14 protein-coding genes are annotated in these 17,601 nt (G+C 49.9%); all 14 read right to left on the bottom strand.

Annotated elements, in window-relative coordinates:
* Positions 1 to 156: 156 nt before the first annotated feature.
* Positions 157 to 1,494, bottom strand: coding sequence for a type I glutamate--ammonia ligase (gene glnA, locus DFP97_RS02980; RefSeq protein WP_114378486.1), 1,338 nt, complete (start codon positions 1,492 to 1,494; stop codon positions 157 to 159).
* 45 nt (positions 1,495 to 1,539) lie between these two features.
* Complete coding sequence (locus DFP97_RS02985; protein ID WP_114378487.1) at positions 1,540 to 1,950, bottom strand: MerR family transcriptional regulator; 411 nt, start codon at positions 1,948 to 1,950, stop codon at positions 1,540 to 1,542.
* Between the two features lie 62 nt (positions 1,951 to 2,012).
* Positions 2,013 to 3,305 (bottom strand): methionine gamma-lyase family protein, encoded by a 1,293-nt coding sequence (locus tag DFP97_RS02990; RefSeq protein WP_114378488.1) that lies wholly within the window; start codon positions 3,303 to 3,305, stop codon positions 2,013 to 2,015.
* Between the two features lie 34 nt (positions 3,306 to 3,339).
* A complete protein-coding gene (gene hflX / locus DFP97_RS02995) occupies positions 3,340 to 4,629 on the bottom strand; it encodes a GTPase HflX (protein ID WP_114378489.1) in 1,290 nt (429 codons plus the stop codon).
* 29 nt (positions 4,630 to 4,658) lie between these two features.
* Entirely contained in the window at positions 4,659 to 5,645 is a 987-nt protein-coding gene (locus tag DFP97_RS03000; RefSeq protein ID WP_114378490.1) for an AAA family ATPase, read from the bottom strand.
* A gap of 95 nt (positions 5,646 to 5,740) precedes the next feature.
* Complete coding sequence (locus DFP97_RS03005) at positions 5,741 to 6,412, bottom strand: YdcF family protein (protein ID WP_114378491.1); 672 nt, start codon at positions 6,410 to 6,412, stop codon at positions 5,741 to 5,743.
* Positions 6,409 to 6,966, bottom strand: a complete 558-nt coding sequence (locus DFP97_RS03010) for a ribonuclease FAU-1 family protein (protein WP_114378492.1) — start codon at positions 6,964 to 6,966, stop codon at positions 6,409 to 6,411. Before DFP97_RS03010 ends, DFP97_RS03005 begins: the two co-directional genes overlap by 4 nt.
* A gap of 221 nt (positions 6,967 to 7,187) precedes the next feature.
* Entirely contained in the window at positions 7,188 to 7,838 is a 651-nt protein-coding gene (locus DFP97_RS03015) for a peptidylprolyl isomerase (RefSeq protein ID WP_114378493.1), read from the bottom strand.
* Positions 7,839 to 7,841: 3 nt separating this feature from the next.
* The gene (locus DFP97_RS03020; RefSeq protein WP_114378494.1) at positions 7,842 to 10,331 is read right to left on the bottom strand and encodes a penicillin-binding protein 1A; all 2,490 of its coding nucleotides are present in this window, start codon (positions 10,329 to 10,331) and stop codon (positions 7,842 to 7,844) included.
* Positions 10,332 to 10,482: 151 nt separating this feature from the next.
* Positions 10,483 to 10,728 (bottom strand): RNA chaperone Hfq, encoded by a 246-nt coding sequence (hfq, locus tag DFP97_RS03025; RefSeq protein WP_114378495.1) that lies wholly within the window; start codon positions 10,726 to 10,728, stop codon positions 10,483 to 10,485.
* A complete protein-coding gene (miaA, locus tag DFP97_RS03030) occupies positions 10,725 to 11,759 on the bottom strand; it encodes a tRNA (adenosine(37)-N6)-dimethylallyltransferase MiaA (protein WP_425453489.1) in 1,035 nt (344 codons plus the stop codon). The genes hfq and miaA overlap by 4 nt, the downstream gene beginning before the upstream one ends.
* Positions 11,756 to 12,532 carry a class I SAM-dependent methyltransferase gene (locus DFP97_RS03035; protein WP_114378496.1) on the bottom strand — a complete coding sequence of 259 codons (777 nt, stop codon included), beginning with the start codon at positions 12,530 to 12,532 and terminating at the stop codon, positions 11,756 to 11,758. The genes miaA and DFP97_RS03035 overlap by 4 nt, the downstream gene beginning before the upstream one ends.
* Positions 12,529 to 14,616, bottom strand: coding sequence for a DNA mismatch repair endonuclease MutL (gene mutL / locus DFP97_RS03040; protein WP_114378497.1), 2,088 nt, complete (start codon positions 14,614 to 14,616; stop codon positions 12,529 to 12,531). The genes DFP97_RS03035 and mutL overlap by 4 nt, the downstream gene beginning before the upstream one ends.
* Positions 14,617 to 14,644: 28 nt before the next feature.
* Entirely contained in the window at positions 14,645 to 17,296 is a 2,652-nt protein-coding gene (mutS, locus tag DFP97_RS03045; RefSeq protein WP_114378498.1) for a DNA mismatch repair protein MutS, read from the bottom strand.
* Positions 17,297 to 17,601 lie beyond the last annotated feature (305 nt).

Below are 17,601 nucleotides of genomic sequence, written 5' to 3' on the forward strand. Positions count from 1 at the left end.
GCATCAATGATTCAGTCTCTTTTTCACAAGAACCGAGCCTAATTTAGCATGATGAGGAACAAAGAGCGGAGCTATGTCATAAAAAACCTCTAACACATTACTCTTCCCTTAAAAAGAAAACTCCCTCGACGCTTACAGCGTCAAGGGAGTTAGTCATTAATAAAGAGTCAGATATTGATCGCGTTCCCATTGGTGAACTTGCGTACGATACATATCCCACTCGATTTCTTTCAGCTCATAGAAGTGCGCAAGCGCATGGTCGCCCAGAGCCTCGCAAACGATGTCGCTTCTCAGCATTTCATCAAGCGCTTCCTTCAGGTCACCTGGCAAGCTCGGAATATTTGCGTCTAAACGCTCTTCTTCCGTCATGATGTAAATGTTCCGGTCAGTAGGAGCGGGCAATGGAAGCTTGTTCTGAATGCCGTCAAGGCCCGCTTTAAGCATAACTGCAAGCGCTAAGTAAGGGTTTGCTGCAGGATCCGGGTTACGGACTTCCACACGAGTACTAAGCCCGCGTGAAGCTGGAATACGAATCATCGGCGAACGGTTGCTTGCCGACCATGCAACGTAGACTGGCGCTTCATAGCCAGGCACAAGACGTTTATAAGAATTGACAGTCGGGTTCGTGATAGCTGCCATTGCACGGGCATGTGTCAATACCCCAGCCATATAATGACGTGCGACTGCGCTTAAACCAAGCTTATCCTTCTCATCATAGAACGCATTTTTTTCACCTTGGAACAACGACTGGTGACAGTGCATACCGGAGCCATTCACTCCGAACAATGGTTTCGGCATAAACGATGCATGCAAGCCATGCTCGCGGGCAATCGTCTTTACGACTAGCTTGAACGTTTGTATTTGGTCTGCCGCTTTGATCGCGTCAGCATATTTAAAGTCAATTTCGTGCTGTCCGGGAGCTACCTCATGATGGGAAGCTTCGATTTCGAATCCCATTTCTTCAAGCGTTAGCACGATTTCACGACGGCAGTTTTCACCCATGTCCATCGGTGCCAAGTCGAAATATCCGCCTTGATCGTTAAGCTCTGTAGTCGGCTCGCCGCGCTCATCTGTTTTGAATAAGAAAAACTCAGGCTCCGGACCGACATTCATCGCAGTAAAACCAAGCTCACCCGCTTCCCTAAGGGCACGCTTCAAAATACCGCGCGGGTCCCCGGCGAAAGGTGTTCCGTCCGGCATATATATATCACAAATCAATCGGGCAACACGATCTTGCGTAACCCAAGGGAAAACAACCCAAGTATCCAAATCCGGGTACAAGTACATATCAGACTCTTCAATACGAACATAGCCTTCAATCGAAGATCCGTCGAACATCATTTTGTTATCAAGCGCTTTCTCAAGCTGGCTAATAGGGATCTCAACGTTTTTGATCGTACCGAGCAAATCTGTAAATTGCAAACGGATAAAACGAACATTTTGTTCCTGTGCAATTCGTCTGATGTCGTCTTTAGTGTAGCTCTTATTATTCACTGAATCATCTCCTTTGTTTGCGAATCGATTGTTATTGCAGCCATTCTAGCGTTTATTTAAGAAACGAGTCAATTGACCTTGAATGAGTGACGCTTGACCCGGTCTCTTCTCAAGCAGCTGCTGCTTAAGCATACGGTGAAGCTGTTGATCGGAAAGCTCCCGCCGCTTCACTTCAGATTGCTCGCTGACGATCGTCGCCTCCTCCGATTCCTTCGAAACCGGATTCATCACTTGTTTAATACCTGCGATGTTAACGCCCTTCTCAATCAATGATTTAATCTCCAAAAGCCGTTCTACGTCATTAAAAGAAAATAATCGCTGGTTTCCTGCTGTTCGCGCAGGTACGATCAATTCATGCTGCTCGTAATAGCGGATTTGGCGGGCCGTTAAATCCGTCAGCTTCATTACGATGCCGATCGGAAATAAGGCCATATTTCTGCGAATATCATCAGCCATGTCGCATCAACCTTCCAGTCGCTCATTTATATGTTTATTCTATACGTTATACCGTAAATGTGTCAAGTCATGTAAGGTTTAGTCACAATTAAACCACTGTTGACCAGCCGGTATAACGCGGTCAAAACACCAAATTTCGCATGAGCATAGGTTAGGCCGCCTTGCATGTAAGCGATGTAAGGTTCACGAATCGGCGCATCTGCAGATAATTCCAAACTGCCTCCTTGTATGAACGTTCCTGCCGCCATGATGACAGCATTCTCGTAGCCTGGCATATCCCATGGCTCGGGAACAACATGTGAATCTACCGCTGCCGCTTGCTGAATGCCCTGCACAAATGCTATAAGATGCTCGGCTTGCCCAAAGCGTACCGCTTGAATCAGATCCGTACGCGGTTCATGCCAACGCGGTTTTGTTTCAAATCCTAGCTCCTCGAACAATGCCGCTGCAAGCACGCTTCCCTTAATGGCTTGTCCAACAAAATGCGGTGCAAGAAAGAGCCCCTGGAACATCGCACGAAGCGTACCAAGCATGGCGCCAACCTCTCCGCCAATCCCTGGCGCAGTCAGTCGATAAGCTGCCGCTTTCACAGCGGCAGCCGTTCCCGCGATGTAGCCGCCCGTTTCTGCAATGCCGCCACCGGGGTTTTTAATAAGCGAGCCTGCCATTAAATCAACGCCAACCTGAGTAGGCTCCAGCAGCTCCGTAAATTCCCCATAACAATTGTCTACGAATACAAGCACATCCGGTTTCAAAGCCTTAACCCGCTTCACAATATTTTCGATCTCGGCAACAGAAAAGGACGCACGCCAATCGTAGCCGCGCGAACGCTGAATACCGATCATTTTCGTTTGAGCCGTTATGGCTTGCCCGATGCGCTCCCAATCCAGGCTCCCGTCCGGCTGCAAGGCAATCTCCGTATATTTCACGCCAAAGTCCTGGAGTGAACCTGTACCGTCTCCAGGCTTACCGATTACCTTATGGAGCGTATCATAGGGTCTGCCGGTAACATAAAGAAGCTCGTCCCCCGGCCGCAAGATGCCGAATAGCGCACAGCTTATCGTATGAGTGCCGGAAACGAAATGCGGCCTAACGATCGCAGCTTCGGCCCCCATCACATCTGCATAGACGAGATCGAGAATCTCCCGTCCGCGATCGTTATAACCATACCCCGTTGAGCCCGTAAAATGAAAATCGCTCACTTGGTGACGTTGGAACGCTTCAATAACTTTCCACTGATTGCGTTCGGCTATCCGTTCAACGCTCCTAAACGATTCTGCTGATCGCCGCTCAGCATCATCTGCCAACCGCTCCAGCTGCTCCCATACCTTATGTTTCTCGTGCTGCTCATTCATTCGGTCTCTTCTCCCTTATCTTTCTGTAAATCCCTTATTCTATATATTGCTGCAATTGGTGTCCGTGCTGCTCATACTGCTGTTTACTTACTTGCACGGTCAGTCGTAACGATTCCTCGCTGACCTCTTGATTAATAACCTCGCCGCTGCGGTACGCTAGTGCAATAAGATCACCGCGCTCGGCAGGTACAACAAATGTGAGTGTATCTCCGCTCAGCTTGTCTTGAATCACCTGGCGCAGCAACTCAAGATCGCCTGCATCATATGCGCTAATGACAAGATTGTCTCCCCCTGTTATAGGCAAGTCAGCTAAAGTACCGCTCACGGCACATAAATCCTTCTTGTTATAAACCATAACATACGGCTTATCGGATGCCCCGAGATCATCAAGAATTTTATTTACTACAGCTATCTGCTCGTCACGCATCGGCGAGCTGCTGTCAATGACATGCAGCACGAGGTCGGCTTCGCATACTTCCTCAAGCGTCGCCCGAAACGCGGCAACGAGATCATGCGGCAAATTTTGAATGAAGCCTACCGTATCGGTAAGTATAACTTCTCTGCCATTTGGCAGCTCCAGCGTGCGGGAAGTCGGATCGAGTGTTGCAAACAATTGATTTTCTACGTATACGTCTGCCTGCGTAAGCTCGCGGAGCAGCGTCGATTTGCCAGCATTCGTATATCCGACCAATGCGACTTGAATGACGCCTGATTTTTTACGGCGCTCCCGGTGCAGCTTGCGGTGACGCACAACTTCCTCCAGTACGGTCTTCAGGTCTGTTATCCGGTCCCGAATATGCCTGCGATCCGTCTCGAGCTTCGTCTCACCCGGTCCGCGCGTTCCGATACCTCCGCCTAGCCGCGACAAGTTTTTGCCATGACCGGACAAACGCGGAAGCAGGTAACTCAGCTGAGCGAGCTCCACCTGTATAATACCTTCGCGAGTCTTCGCCCTGCCTGCAAATATATCCAAGATCAATTGCGTGCGGTCGACAATTTTTAAATCAAGTGCTTCTTCCAGATTTCTAACCTGTGCGCCGGAAAGCTCTTGATCGAAAATGGCAGTCGTAGCGCCGAGCTCATCTGCCAGCGCTTTAACCTCCTGCACTTTGCCTTTGCCGATAAACCATTTCGAGTCGGCAGACTCTTTATTTTGCGTAATCGTGGTTAGCACTTCGACGCCTGCCGTTTCTGTTAGTTGTACGAGCTCCTGCAGCGAATGCTCAGGGTCGCCGCTCTTCCTTTTATCGTTCGAAGTGACCAAGCTGATCAATATCGCTTTTTCGTTTAAATTCGTATTTGTTTCGAAAGTTTTATCGCTCATCTCATACTCCTTCTGCACTTCTTATGTCCTCATGTCTTCGTATCCCATTTCAAATCCTCCGGCCTGATCGTCATCAACTCCTGCTTCGCCGGAACGGAGTTCGCGTATTGGTTCAGCAGACGTACCGCTTGATACCGAATCGCCTTCTCGATCGAATTCCTTACATATCTGGCATTGCTAAACGAGAACATCGTGCTCTGCTTCTCCTGCATCAAATGCTGTCTTAATTTAAATATCGTCTGCGGCTGCATAATATAATCACGCTCTTTGGCCATCAGCTCGCTTATTTGAATCAATTGATCTACCGTATAATCCGGGAACTCGATTTGAATCGGGAAGCGTGAAGGCAAGCCGGGATTCGTTAGCAAAAAATCATCGATTTCAGCAGGATAACCTGCTAATATGAGCACAAATTGATTTTTGTGATCTTCCATCGCCTTTACCAGAGTGTCAATCGCTTCCTTGCCGAAATCCTTCTCTCCGCCGCGTGCGAGGCTGTAAGCTTCATCGATAAATAAGACGCCGCCTATCGCTTTACGAACGAGATCGCGTGTCTTTTGCGCCGTATGACCAATATACTCACCGACGAGATCAGCCCTCTCGACTTCGATCAGATGTCCTTTCGTCAGCACACCCATCTTCTGAAAAAGCTTTGCCACGATCCGCGCAATCGTTGTTTTACCTGTTCCCGGATTGCCTTTGAATATCATATGATATACATGGGAGCCGCCGAACAGTCCCGCTTCGGAACGCATTCGGCTAATATAAAGCAACGCGTATATTTCATATACGAGTGATTTTACGTTATCCATGCCGACCATCGGCTCGAGCTCTTTCTGAATGTCCGCATAATGATCCACGCTGGGCAGCGGCTTCACGGCCGGAAGCGGCTCTGCCTCTAAAGCATGCGCAGAAGCTCCCGCCTGAAACGTCTCTTGGCTTCTAAGCACAACATTTATTTGCCGGGAAGGTCTGCCGGTTCCATTGCCGGGCCCTGATATGACGTGTCCATTCATCTATCGCATCACCTATCCTTCGCATCGAAAGCTATAGCGGCTGTCCGCACTACAAGTTTATTCTATCTTGCGGCCGCATATTAGCAGATTCAAAGCTACGGTTCAGAAGAGCGGATTCGTAATGAGAGCAGCAGCGAGTCGAGCTTCCATTTGGTAAAAGCAAGCACTTCACGCGATTCATTGTAGACCGGATTTAATACCTCTGATTTTGTAGCAGCTACTTCAGTTTGTGCAAAACCCAAGTGTTTCGCCACTTCCTCAGCTCTCGCCGCATGGTAATCATGTGTAATCACGATCAGCTTGGACAGCTTATTTTGCTCAGCAACCGTCTTGCTGAACAACATATTTTCATAGGTGCTGGTCGCTTTGTTTTCTAGCAACAGCTTGTCAGCAGAAACGCCTTTGGCAATTAAATAGTCGCGCATGCCTTCGGCTTCCGTTTTAGTAGATCCGTTGCCGTCCAAGCCTCCGGATAAAATAAGCTTGTCCACGGTACCATTTTCGTATAAGCGGTATGCGAACTCCAGCCGTTCCTTGAGTGCCGGGCTTGGCACATCGTTCCATAACGCAGCTCCAAGGACAATGCCGGCATCTGCTTTGTCCAAGTGCTTATCGGTGGGATACCCATTAATTAACCACAATAAATATCCACACCAAAACACACCTGCACATATGAGCCAAGCGGCAAAACGAAACAGGAGCAGCCACGGACGAGTTTTTTTCGTTCGTTTACGCAGCCTGCTCCTCCGACCTGTTGCTGGTTTCATGACTCGCTTAACTCCCCGGAACGCTCGAGTAAGCTTTTACGATGCTTCAGACTGAGCGTAAAATAACGGAATCTTCCGTTGCGAATGCTCGACAGCAGTCTTCCTGCCGTTTTGCGTGCGAGCGCAACATCCTTGCCGTTCACATCGCCCTGTCTCAGCGCTTCCTCCAGTTCATCCTCATCCATCAAAAACACTTCTCCGCTTGGCAGCACGACAACGTCCAAGTATAGATCATCGAACCAAGGCACCTGCTGATCGGTCAAGCCTTGCGTTTTGCAAACATCGATATACCACTGCACGACGCGCCCTTTATCATCGAACATCGTCGTTACGACAAAATGCTCACCTCTTGGAAAGTGCTGCATCCATAAGTAACCGCGATCGGCCAAGCAAAGCCGGCGTCCGTTATATTCCTTCCATAACGGCTCACGCAATTCATGAATTCGATAAAACGTAACGAGACCTTTGAACTCCTCGCCGTCAAGCGCTAGGCACGAATAGCTTTTGCGCAAAATACGCCGCCAGTTAGCCCGGTCTGAAAATTTTCTCTTCATACGGAACGTACCTTTCCGTTCATTTGGGAAAAGCCCGCAACTACATGCGAATGCTCCTCTTTTGGGGTCAAACAACGTCCAACTCGCGACAACCGACTGTAGAAATCTTCCTATAAAAAAAGATTACCATATCTTAACGTCCATCTCCAGCCGACGGAGAAAATAAACCAAGCTTCATGCCGTAAAATAAAAATCGCCGTCCCTATGGGACGGCGATTTCCTTATTCTTCAGCAATAACAATCGAATTTATAACGATTTTTTCGGTCGGCACATTATTTTTGATCGGTGTTTTGGAAATAGCCTGTACGACATCCATACCACTTTCCACTTTACCAAAAATCGAGTAGTTAGGCTCCCGGTTTAAATTAGCAGCGTCGGGACCGGTGCATATAAAAAACTGACTGCCGCCTGAATTCGGCTCACTCGCGTTAGCCATCGCCACAATGCCTTCCTCATATTTCAATTCCTTGCTTAGCTCATCAGGTATGGAATAGCCCGGCGTACCCGTGCCATTCCCTTTCGGATCGCCGGTTTGAATCATAAATGACTCAATTATGCGGTGAAACGACAGCCCTTCATAAAACCCTGCACGCGCTAGAAATACGAAATTGTTCACCGTTACCGGCGCCTCATTCGCGAACAGCTTGACTGTAAAGTCGCCTTTAGTCGTTTGAAACTTCGCTATATACGACTTATTGAGATCAATCGTCATCTCAGGCATTTTATCCCAGCTCATCGTTTTAACAGAAGCCTCTGCGCCATTCCCGGCTGTTAACCGCGCATCTCCCTTTGTACCACAGCCTGCCGTCAGCATAACTACAGCAATAAGAGCGACAAAAAAATGGAATCGCGCTTTCTTTCTATTCGCCATTAATTAACCACCCGTTCCTTGCGTATTGCCGTCGGTCCCAGAGCCGTCAAACAACCCGTCCAGGATGTCGTTTCCGGCTCCGTCACCCGTGTCCGGCGTTTCGCCCGGTTCGCCGGTTCCATTACCGGCATCCGGTCCGCCAGTATCATCGGGAAGGTCTGTACCATCTCCCGGTTCCGGAGTTCCTTCGCCGCCATCTTCATCAATTGGAGGCGTAATTTCGCCGCCATCAGGATCGATAGGGTCCGGCTCCATTGGAACGTCCGGAATAATTTCCGTCTCCGGAATCACTACCTTGATCGTTTGGGAAGGCGGACTTTCCAAGTTATTTTTTGCATCATAAGCGACCACGTAATACTCATAGGTCATCCCCGGGAATGCACTCATATCATCAACTTCGGTCGATGTCAACGAGTCAACAAACTCGATGAACTCACTTTCCGACGCTTCCTTACGGAACACTTTATACGTCACTTGACCATCTTGAATCGGATCCCAAGACAATTGGACCTTCATCTCTTCCGGAATAAATATCGCGTTAAAATTCGTTATTGCTGCCGGCGGATTGTTCTCTTTGACGCCTTGCGGTTTTTTAAAGCTTGATTCCTGCACACCCTTCATTGCCGGACGCATTACCTTTGCAAAAAACGCGGCAGACTGGGAACTTCCTTTTTTTAGAATGTGATCCTTGCCCGTCTTATCGTATCCCATCCATACTGCCGCTGTCCACTCCGGCGTATAGCCGACGAACCATGCGTCGCGAATACCGTCACCACTATATCCAGGTATACCGTGTTGAGTGGTTCCCGTCTTACCGGCGAGCTGCCGGCCGATAGCTGCTCTTGCGCCCGAACCGCCCTTCTCAACGACCGTCTGCATCATTTCGGTCAAATACCAGGCCGTTTCGGCCGACATCAATTGCTTCGATGCGGGAGCTTTGTACGTATAGGAATAATTGTTTTGCCCTTCGATCTTCAAAATCGTATGCGGATCAACCGACTTCCCGCCGTTTGCAAACACGCTGAAGGCTGTAGCCATTTGCATAGGAGTAGCGCCTTTAGACAAACCGCCGAGCGCGGCCGTCAAATTCCGGTCCTCCTGCTCTAGATCAAAGCCAAGCTTTTTCGCGAATTCAAAGCTGCGCTTCAAACCAATCTCGTTCAGCATCCATACGGCTGCCAAGTTGCGTGAATCCTTAATCGCCTGCGTCATGGACACCGGTGTTGGCCCCCATCTATCCGTTGGACAATAGTTGTTGTAGCATTTTTTATCGTTTTTGAGTATCGTCCACGGATAGTAATCGCCCGTTTCAAGCGCAGGTCCATACGAGATAACCGGCTTGATCGCCGATCCCGGCTGACGCGGCAGCTCAACCCGGTTAAGCCCCTTCTTCACATAATCACGTCCGCCGGACAACGCTTTGATTGTACCGTCGCGGTGATCTATGATGATCATTGCGCCTTGTACCTGTTGTTCATCCTTGCTCTTCTCAAAGTTATCGTCATCGTTGAACTCCGTATCCATCGCTTGCTGAGCTTGCTGATTCAGCGAGGTGTAAATATGGTATCCGCCGATCCGCAGCTCTTCCTCGGACAGCTTCGTCACCTCTATCGCCTCTTCAATGACGTAATCGATGAATGCCGGATACGATTCCGGTCGATTTTCCTCGTAATTGGCAGGACGCTCGTACACAACCGCTTTCGCTTTCTCCATATCCGCTTCTTCGATATATTTCTGATCGAACATGAGCTGCAGAACGACTGCCCGCCGATTCAGTGAATCTTCCGGATGGTTTATTGGATTATAGCGGTTAGGCGCCTTTGGCATTCCGGCTAATATAGCGACCTGCCAAAGCTCCAGTTTTTCAAGCTCTGTGTCAAAATAATATTTGGCTGCCGCTTTCACGCCATATACGCCATTCCCAAAGTAAATCCGGTTTAAATACATCGTCAAAATTTGTTGCTTTGACATTTGGTGCTCCAGCGCAACAGCGATTGATGCCTCCGTTGCTTTACGGAAAAACGTTTTGTCCGCTGTCAGAAACACGTTTTTGGCAAGCTGCTGCGTTATGGTGCTGCCGCCCTCCACTGCGCTGCGTGCAATAACGTCCTTCACGACTGCACGGCCGATTGCGAAGAAATCGATACCGGAATGCTCATAGAAGCGCTGATCCTCCGTTGCGACAATCGCGTTAAGCAATTGTTCGGGAAGTTCTGAATATTCCGCAACCTCACGATTGTCAAGAACAGCAGACAATCTGGCAATTTCTTTTTTATCCGCATCGTAAATGATCGACGCTTCCCCTAAGTTCAGCTTGCTGCCGTTTTCGGCTAAAATCCGTTCGCCGTTTAATATGATAAGCAAGTATCCGATGATGCCGCAAACGATAGCGATCGCCGCCGTAAAAAACAAGCCATAAAACCACTTTCGTCCTGATATTTTCTTTTTCTTCTTTTGTTTCTGTGCAGTTTTGCTGCGCGGTCGTTCAGCCATAGCCGACTTCCCTCCTGTTGATCCGTAGTCCGTCTACTCTATTTTTGCCACGAAATGAAAAGAACAACCCAGCTTTGAGCGGGTTGCTCTTGCATGCCGCTATCTAGTTAAACGAAGCACGTTATTAGAAAGTTTCACTTAATGCCTTCACTTACGATTCAGAACCGCCTTGATCCTGCTGCATAAGCGATACATTTCGCTGTGGGGTGAACGTGGAAATCGCGTGTTTATAAACCATTTGTTGACGGCCTTCGCTGTCTATTATGATCGTGAAATTGTCAAACGCTTTAATAACGCCCCGTATTTGGAATCCGTTCATCAAAAACACTGTAACCGGTATGTTGTCCTTGCGCAGCTGATTCAGGAACGTATCTTGAATGTTGATTGATTTGTTCATTGGACGTTACCCCCGTCTTCAAAAGGTTGATTAGAAGTATATTCAATATGAAGTTGAAACTTTCCTGCTATTATAGCATGAATTGATAGCAAATTGTTGTGAAAATTTTCCCCCATGTCGATCCAATGAATATCGTTCATATGGCGAAACCAAGACAGCTGCCGCTTGGCGAACCTGCGCGTATCTCTTTTGAGCCTCTCTACAGCTGCATCCAACGAACAATTTCCGCGCAAATAATCTGCTATTTCTTTGTACCCAAGTCCCTGCATCGCTACGGCCTGAGGAGGCAAATCACGCTCCAGCAGCTGCTTCACCTCATCCACAAGGCCCTGCTCGATCATTAAATCTACCCGCTGCTCTATTCTACGATACAACTCCGAACGTTCCATAGTCAAACCGATGATACAGAGTTCGTACGGCGAGCCTTTTTTCTGACCCGCTTGCTGCTCCGAAAATGTCTGACCTGTTAAATGATATACTTCAAGCGCCCGTATAACGCGGCGCATATCGTTTGGATGAAGCCGCTCCGCCGCCGGCGGATCTATCTCGGCTAACCTGCGGTGAAGCGCTTCTGCACCGTTAACGGCTGCGAACTGTTCCTGTTCCTGACGGAAGGCTTCATCGGAGCCGATTTCCGCAAACTGATACTGATAGCACACGGACTCTACGTACAGTCCTGTTCCCCCTACGATGAAGGGCAGCTTGCCCCGTTCAGCAATTTGCCCGATCGCGTTAATTGCACCTGCTTGAAAATCTGCAGCAGAGTACGGTTCCTCAGGCTCGCATATATCGATAAGATGATGCGGAATACCTTCACGCTCTTCGAACGGTATTTTGGCCGTTCCTATATCCATGCCGCGGTAGACTTGCATCGAATCGCCCGAAATGATTTCTGCATTCCAGGCTTTTGCAATATCCAGACTCATTCTCGTCTTGCCTACCGCTGTAGGACCAATCAGTACGAGCAGCGGCTGCTTGCGGGCAGCGGCGCCTGGTGCCTCTGACTGTCCGTTGCTAGTTAGTTCACTCAAAGCTGTATCACTCCATATGCTATTTTCGACGTATTCACATGCTTCCGCTCGAATCCGAGCCGGGCAAATTCTCCGCTTGATTGATGCTCCTTAAGAATGACGCTTTTGCGGGCAACCCGTACCGCCTGCCCAACAACCTCGGACGAGAGCGCATCCATGTTAGCGATTGACCGAAGCGGCTCCATGGAGCTCGATTCTTTAATCGGCTGCCTGAACATCGGATCAAAATAAACGATATCGGCGCTTTTATCCGGCAATGCCTTTAAATAATCGAGATGATTGACACAGCGCATAACGATCCGTCTCATTGCGGCATCTACATCATCGAGGCCCGTCTCATATCCCGCCAGCCCTTCGCGAACGAGCGCGCACAGCACCGGCTCGCTTTCAATCGCAATAACGCTTCCGCTTGCGCCAGCCGCATAGGAAAAAACGAGTGAATCAGAGGCTAAACCGGCTGTACAGTCTATAATGCTGTCGCCCTCGCGGCAGCCGGAAAGCTGGATAAGCGGATCCGTTTCTCCCCGCCGCAAACGCTTCACCCGTACAAAGGCCATACTTGGATGAAAATAAAGCGGCGCTTCCGATTGTCCATCATAATAGCGCACCTCTTGCTCAGTCACCACAAGCAGCCGTTCATCGCTGCTCATCGCGATTAGCTTGCGGACGGTCAAATTACCTCGTGCCTTAAGCAGTGCGGAAAGCTCAAGCGCCAGCCGGGACGCTTGCTCAAGCGCCCTAGCGGAAGGGTTCGCTGAAGTTGTGACGATCACGACATCACCCGCTTGAACATTTTTTCCAGCTGGTAGGTTGAAAGATGTACGATAATCGGACGGCCATGCGGACACGTATATGGCTGCTTACAATTTGACAGTCTGGCGAGAAGCGTCTCGCCTTCCTCACGGTTCATCCGGTCATTCGCTTTGATAGACGCTTTGCAGGCGCACATAATTGCCGCTTTCTCACGCAGCTTGGCGATGTTAATGGATTTGCGCTCTGTAATGAGCAATTCTGCCATCTCTTCAAGCAGCGACTGCTCCTCCCCTTGCGGCATCCATTCCGGATAGGCACGGACAAGAAACGTTTGCGCGCCGAACGGCTCCAGCTCTACTCCAGCCTGTGCGAAAAGCGATATGAGCTCGCGAAGCTGGGCAGCTTCGCCTGGCGTAAATTCAAGCGTTAACGGAACAAGAAGCTGTTGACTCGCAGCTTCAGGATTCCCAAATTTATGAAAGAAATATTCGTAGTTAATACGTTCATGAGCCGCATGCTGGTCGATTAAATAGAGCCCGTCCTCCGCTTGCGCCACAATATATGTACCGTGATGCTGTCCGATCCAGTGCAGCTCCGGGAATGCCGGCTGTCCATCTGCGGGTTGATCAGTATCAGCAGGGGATAGCTGAGCCGTTGCTTGTTCCCCTGAATCGGGGGTTAGGTGCTCTATTAATACAGGCTCAATGGTTTGTGCAGAAAAATTATTGTCCTTCCGAATATCTGCATCCAGCACAGTTGAAGCTGTTTGCTCCCAAGGAGCCGACACTTCCCGGACTGCATGCTCGTCCTGCTTCGTCGTGGAAGGCGGTGCATAAAGCTTCTCAGCAGCGTCGCGAGGAACATATTCGCGCTCTAAGGCTGGCGGCTTGTAGGTGGAGGAAGATGAAGTCCGCGTAGCGCCGGAACCTGCTCCGTAAGATCCAGAGACATAAGATGAAGAACCATCGCCCAATGATGATTTACCCGTCGATTGAGCTGGCTGGAACGGCTTAAAAAGCTCCTGCGGCTCTGGCCGGTGGAACGATATGGCATCCTGCACGAACAGCGGCTTGGAACGTTCCTGCTTAGTGCCCGATTCCGGTCCAGGAATGTGACGCTGGCGGCCCAGCACACGCTTCACAGCATCCTCGATCAATGAGCGCAGCTCGGGTTCCATACTAAACCGCACTTCCATTTTGGACGGGTGGACGTTTACGTCGAGCAGGCTCGGATGCATCCCGAGCTCCAGCACTGCAAGCGGAAAACGATTAATCGGAAGAAGCGTATGGAACGCTTGCAGCAAAGCTTGATTTACCGCATGACTGCGAATGTAGCGTCCGTTTACGATTACCGTAATACCGCCCCGGTTCGCGCGCGTAAGCTCCGGCTTCGATATGAAGCCGCGCAGCTCATAGTCCGCATTTTCCGCTTCAACCGGCAGCATTACTTTTGCCGTATTTGAACCATAAACCGCTGCTATGACTTGCAGTCTGTCACCTGTGCCAAGCGTCCGAAGCAGTACATTTCCATTATGCTTAAAGGTAAAAGCGATGCCGGGATGGGCAAGCGCAATCCGGTTAATATAGTCCGATATATGTCCCAGCTCGGTTTGGATGGCTTTCATATATTTGAGACGTGCAGGCGTGTTGTAAAATAAATCCCGCACGGTCATGTCCGTTCCTTGCGGCGCATTCGCCGGCTCGTCAGCAGTAACATTTCCGCCCTCAATGACTATTCGGCGGGCCAGTCCAGTCGTTGTTTCCGATGATATGCATTGCAGACGGGAAACGGCGGCTATACTTGGGAGCGCTTCGCCGCGAAAGCCCAAGCTGGCAATCCGGAACAAATCGCTGCTCGTCGAAATTTTGCTCGTCGCATGACGTTGAAACGCCGTCACGATATCGGATGCTTCAATACCGAAACCATTGTCAATTACGCGTATTAAAGACAATCCGCCTTCTTCAATCGAAATATCAACGGTTGTGCTGCCGGCATCGACCGCATTCTCAACGAGCTCCTTCACGACCGACGCGGGCCTTTCCACAACTTCGCCGGCCGCTATTTGGTTGGCTAACTGCTCATCTAGCACTTTGATTTTTCCCATGGCGTGACCGCTCCCCCTCTCAGCTATTCTAGTCGTTCAGTTTGTTCTTCATATCATTCAGCCACTGCATCGCTTGCATCGGCGTCAAATTAAACAAATCCAGCTTGCGCAGCTGTTCAGCGAGCTGCTCTGCTTTCGGGTTGGCTTTGCGCCGCGGCGTCTCTGCTTCCACTGCGGCAGCCGGCTCATCGAAGATGGACAGCTGTACAATTCCCCTTGCTTCGGCAACCTTATCGGGTTGTATTTTCGATAGATTATACGCTGGCCCATCGGTTATTCCGGACTTCGCTGCAACCGGCTTTTCAGTTTCCTCTAGCAGCTCATATGCTCTGCCTATAATGGACTGCGGCAGCCCTGCTAATTGCGCGCAGTAGATGCCATAGCTTGTACTCGCCGCCCCGGGAATAAGCTTCCGCAGAAACGTTACATTATCGCCGCTTTCCTCGACCGCCATACGCGCGTTCGTCAGTGAAGGCAAAGATTCCTCCAAATGAGCGAGCTCATGAAAGTGCGTTGAGACGAGCGCTTTACAGCCTATATGATGATGCACATATTCGATAACAGCTTGGGCGATCGCCATTCCTTCTCCGGTCGAGGTTCCGCGGCCAAGCTCATCAATAATGACAAGACTGTTTGCAGTCGCCTTCTCCGTCATCAATTGGATGTCTTTCATTTCTACCATAAACGTGCTTTGTCCGCCGATAAGGTCGTCAGCTGCGCCAATACGGGTAAATATGCGGTCGATAAGCGGAACGGCCGCTGACTTGGCCGGAACGAAGCAGCCCAATTGCGCCATGATGCATATAAGCGCCACTTGCCGCATGTAAGTGCTTTTGCCCGCCATATTCGGACCTGTAATAAGCAGCATCCACTGCTCGTCCTTATGCAGCGCAGTGCCGTTCGCAATAAATGGAGTTCCGTCCATCATCGCTTCAACGACCGGATGCTTGCCTTCTTCAATATGCAGGTCGTAACCTTCGCTAACTTGCGGACGGACAAAGCGGCGCTCGGCGCTGACAGTAGCAAGCGATTGATAGACATCCAGCTCGGCAATGACGGCCGCAGCCTTCTGAAGCCTATGTAAATGAAGAGCTAGGTGATCGCGCAGCTCAATGAACCGCTCGTACTCCAAATCGACCATTTTATCCTCGGCCTCGAGAATGAGCCGTTCCTTCTCCTTCAGCTCCGGCGTTACGAACCTTTCCGCATTAGCAAGCGTTTGTTTCCGTTCATATCTTCCTTCCGGGAGCATCGACAAGTTCGCTTTGGATACCTCTAAATAGTAGCCGAACACTTTGTTGTACCCGATTTTCAGAGATTTAACGCCTGTTGCCTCACGCTCTTGCCGCTCTAGCTCCGCCAGCCACTTCTTCCCGTTCATGCTCGCCTCGCGCAGCTGATCCAGATAAGCATCGTAGCCTGCGCGGATAAGCCCGCCCTCACGTATCGCAACCGGCGGCTCTTCGACAAGCACCGTTTCAATGAGATCCGCCAAATCCGCGCAGTCATCCGTCCCTTCAACAATAGCTCGAAGCACGACCGAGCCCGATTGTTCGCAGAGTGCGGTCAAGCGCGGAATACGGCGAAGAGAGCTACGCAGCGCATTCAAGTCACGTCCGTTCGCATTGCCGAATGCAACTCTGCCTACAAGCCGCTCCAGGTCGTAAATGGGTTGAAGCTCCGCCCGGATATCGTCCCGCAATATTAAATTAAGATATAACGTCTCCACCGCATCAAGGCGTGCGTTGACGGTGGTGCTGCTCAGCAGCGGCTTATCGATCCAGCGGCGCAGCAAACGGGCCCCCATTGAGGTTTGCGTCCTGTCGAGCAGCCAAAGGAGTGAGCCCTTCTTATTCCGGTCGCGAACCGTTTCCGTCAGCTCCAGATTCCGTCTCGTATAGTGGTCCAAAATCATATATTGATTCGGCTCGTAAGAATTAATTGTCCGAACATGTCCAAGCGAGCGCTTCTGCGTCTCATCTAAATAACCGGTTAATACACTGACTGCCCGTAAGCGCGCTCCGGATAACCTGTTAAGCTCTGCTTCACCATACTGCTCGGTCAGCTTCTCCTCCGCCATCGGCTCACGCGCGGTAAGCGGCAGCTGCCGGTTCCAAACCGCAGCGGCTTGTACCTTATCGATTAGCTCACTGTCTCCAACAAGCTCCGACGGCTGATACACATTAATCTCGTCAATCAGCGCTTCGATCTGCTCGGGAAACGAAGTAACGTAAAGCTCCCCCGTCGACAAATCGCAAGCCGATAATCCCAGCATGCCGCCCACTCGAACAACGGCTGCAATAAAGTTATTCGTTTTTCCTTCCAGCGATTTCGATTCCATGACCGTTCCGGGCGTGATGATCCGTACGATTTCACGGCGCACGACGCCTTTGGCAGCCGCGGGATCCTCTACCTGCTCGCAAATCGCAACCTTGTATCCTTTTTCCACAAGCCTGATTATATAGTTTTCAGCCGAATGGTAGGGAACGCCGCACATCGGAATTTTTTGCTCGCCGCCGCCCTCGCGCCCGGTCAACGTGATTTCAAGCTCGCGGGATGCCGCTATCGCATCTTCAAAAAACATTTCATAAAAATCGCCCAGCCTAAAAAATAAAAAAGCGTCCTTCGTTTCTTCTTTTATCGCAAGATATTGCAAAATCATCGGAGTATAACCAGCCATCCCGATCCTCCTCGAAAACGTTTGGTGTAAAACGGTTATGTTAAAAACGAAGTTACCTTTGTAGTAAACATCAGATGTCTATTATAACAAGCGGAACAGATGTGCGCCATAAGAATGAAGCAGGAGCGGATGTCCGCTCCTGCTTGTTGGTATAAAACTATAACTAATGCAGTTTGTTCATCGTTTGGTAACGGAAAAAGCTTATTAATCGAAAATCTGGAGTTAATTATAGATTTCAGCAGCAGAGGGAGTATCTGGCTTGGATTTCCGGGACTTTCGATTCATTCGAATAGTGGTACAAAGGA

The organism is Paenibacillus prosopidis (assembly GCF_003337375.1).
In the GTDB taxonomy this organism is placed as follows: Bacteria; Bacillota; Bacilli; order Paenibacillales; family Paenibacillaceae; genus Pristimantibacillus; species Pristimantibacillus prosopidis.

Excerpts from the sequence above, each read along its gene's own strand:
- DFP97_RS02985 (WP_114378487.1), bottom strand. The coding sequence starts at position 1,950 with ATGGCTGATGATATTCGCAGAAATATGGCCTTATTTCCGATCGGCATC.
- DFP97_RS02990 (WP_114378488.1), bottom strand. The coding sequence starts at position 3,305 with ATGAATGAGCAGCACGAGAAACATAAGGTATGGGAGCAGCTGGAGCGG.
- hflX (WP_114378489.1), bottom strand. The coding sequence starts at position 4,629 with ATGAGCGATAAAACTTTCGAAACAAATACGAATTTAAACGAAAAAGCG.
- DFP97_RS03000 (WP_114378490.1), bottom strand. The coding sequence starts at position 5,645 with ATGAATGGACACGTCATATCAGGGCCCGGCAATGGAACCGGCAGACCT.
- DFP97_RS03005 (WP_114378491.1), bottom strand. The coding sequence starts at position 6,412 with ATGAAACCAGCAACAGGTCGGAGGAGCAGGCTGCGTAAACGAACGAAA.
- DFP97_RS03010 (WP_114378492.1), bottom strand. The coding sequence starts at position 6,966 with ATGAAGAGAAAATTTTCAGACCGGGCTAACTGGCGGCGTATTTTGCGC.
- DFP97_RS03015 (WP_114378493.1), bottom strand. The coding sequence starts at position 7,838 with ATGGCGAATAGAAAGAAAGCGCGATTCCATTTTTTTGTCGCTCTTATT.
- DFP97_RS03020 (WP_114378494.1), bottom strand. The coding sequence starts at position 10,331 with ATGGCTGAACGACCGCGCAGCAAAACTGCACAGAAACAAAAGAAGAAA.
- hfq (WP_114378495.1), bottom strand. The coding sequence starts at position 10,728 with ATGAACAAATCAATCAACATTCAAGATACGTTCCTGAATCAGCTGCGC.
- mutL (WP_114378497.1), bottom strand. The coding sequence starts at position 14,616 with ATGGGAAAAATCAAAGTGCTAGATGAGCAGTTAGCCAACCAAATAGCG.
- mutS (WP_114378498.1), bottom strand. The coding sequence starts at position 17,296 with ATGGCTGGTTATACTCCGATGATTTTGCAATATCTTGCGATAAAAGAA.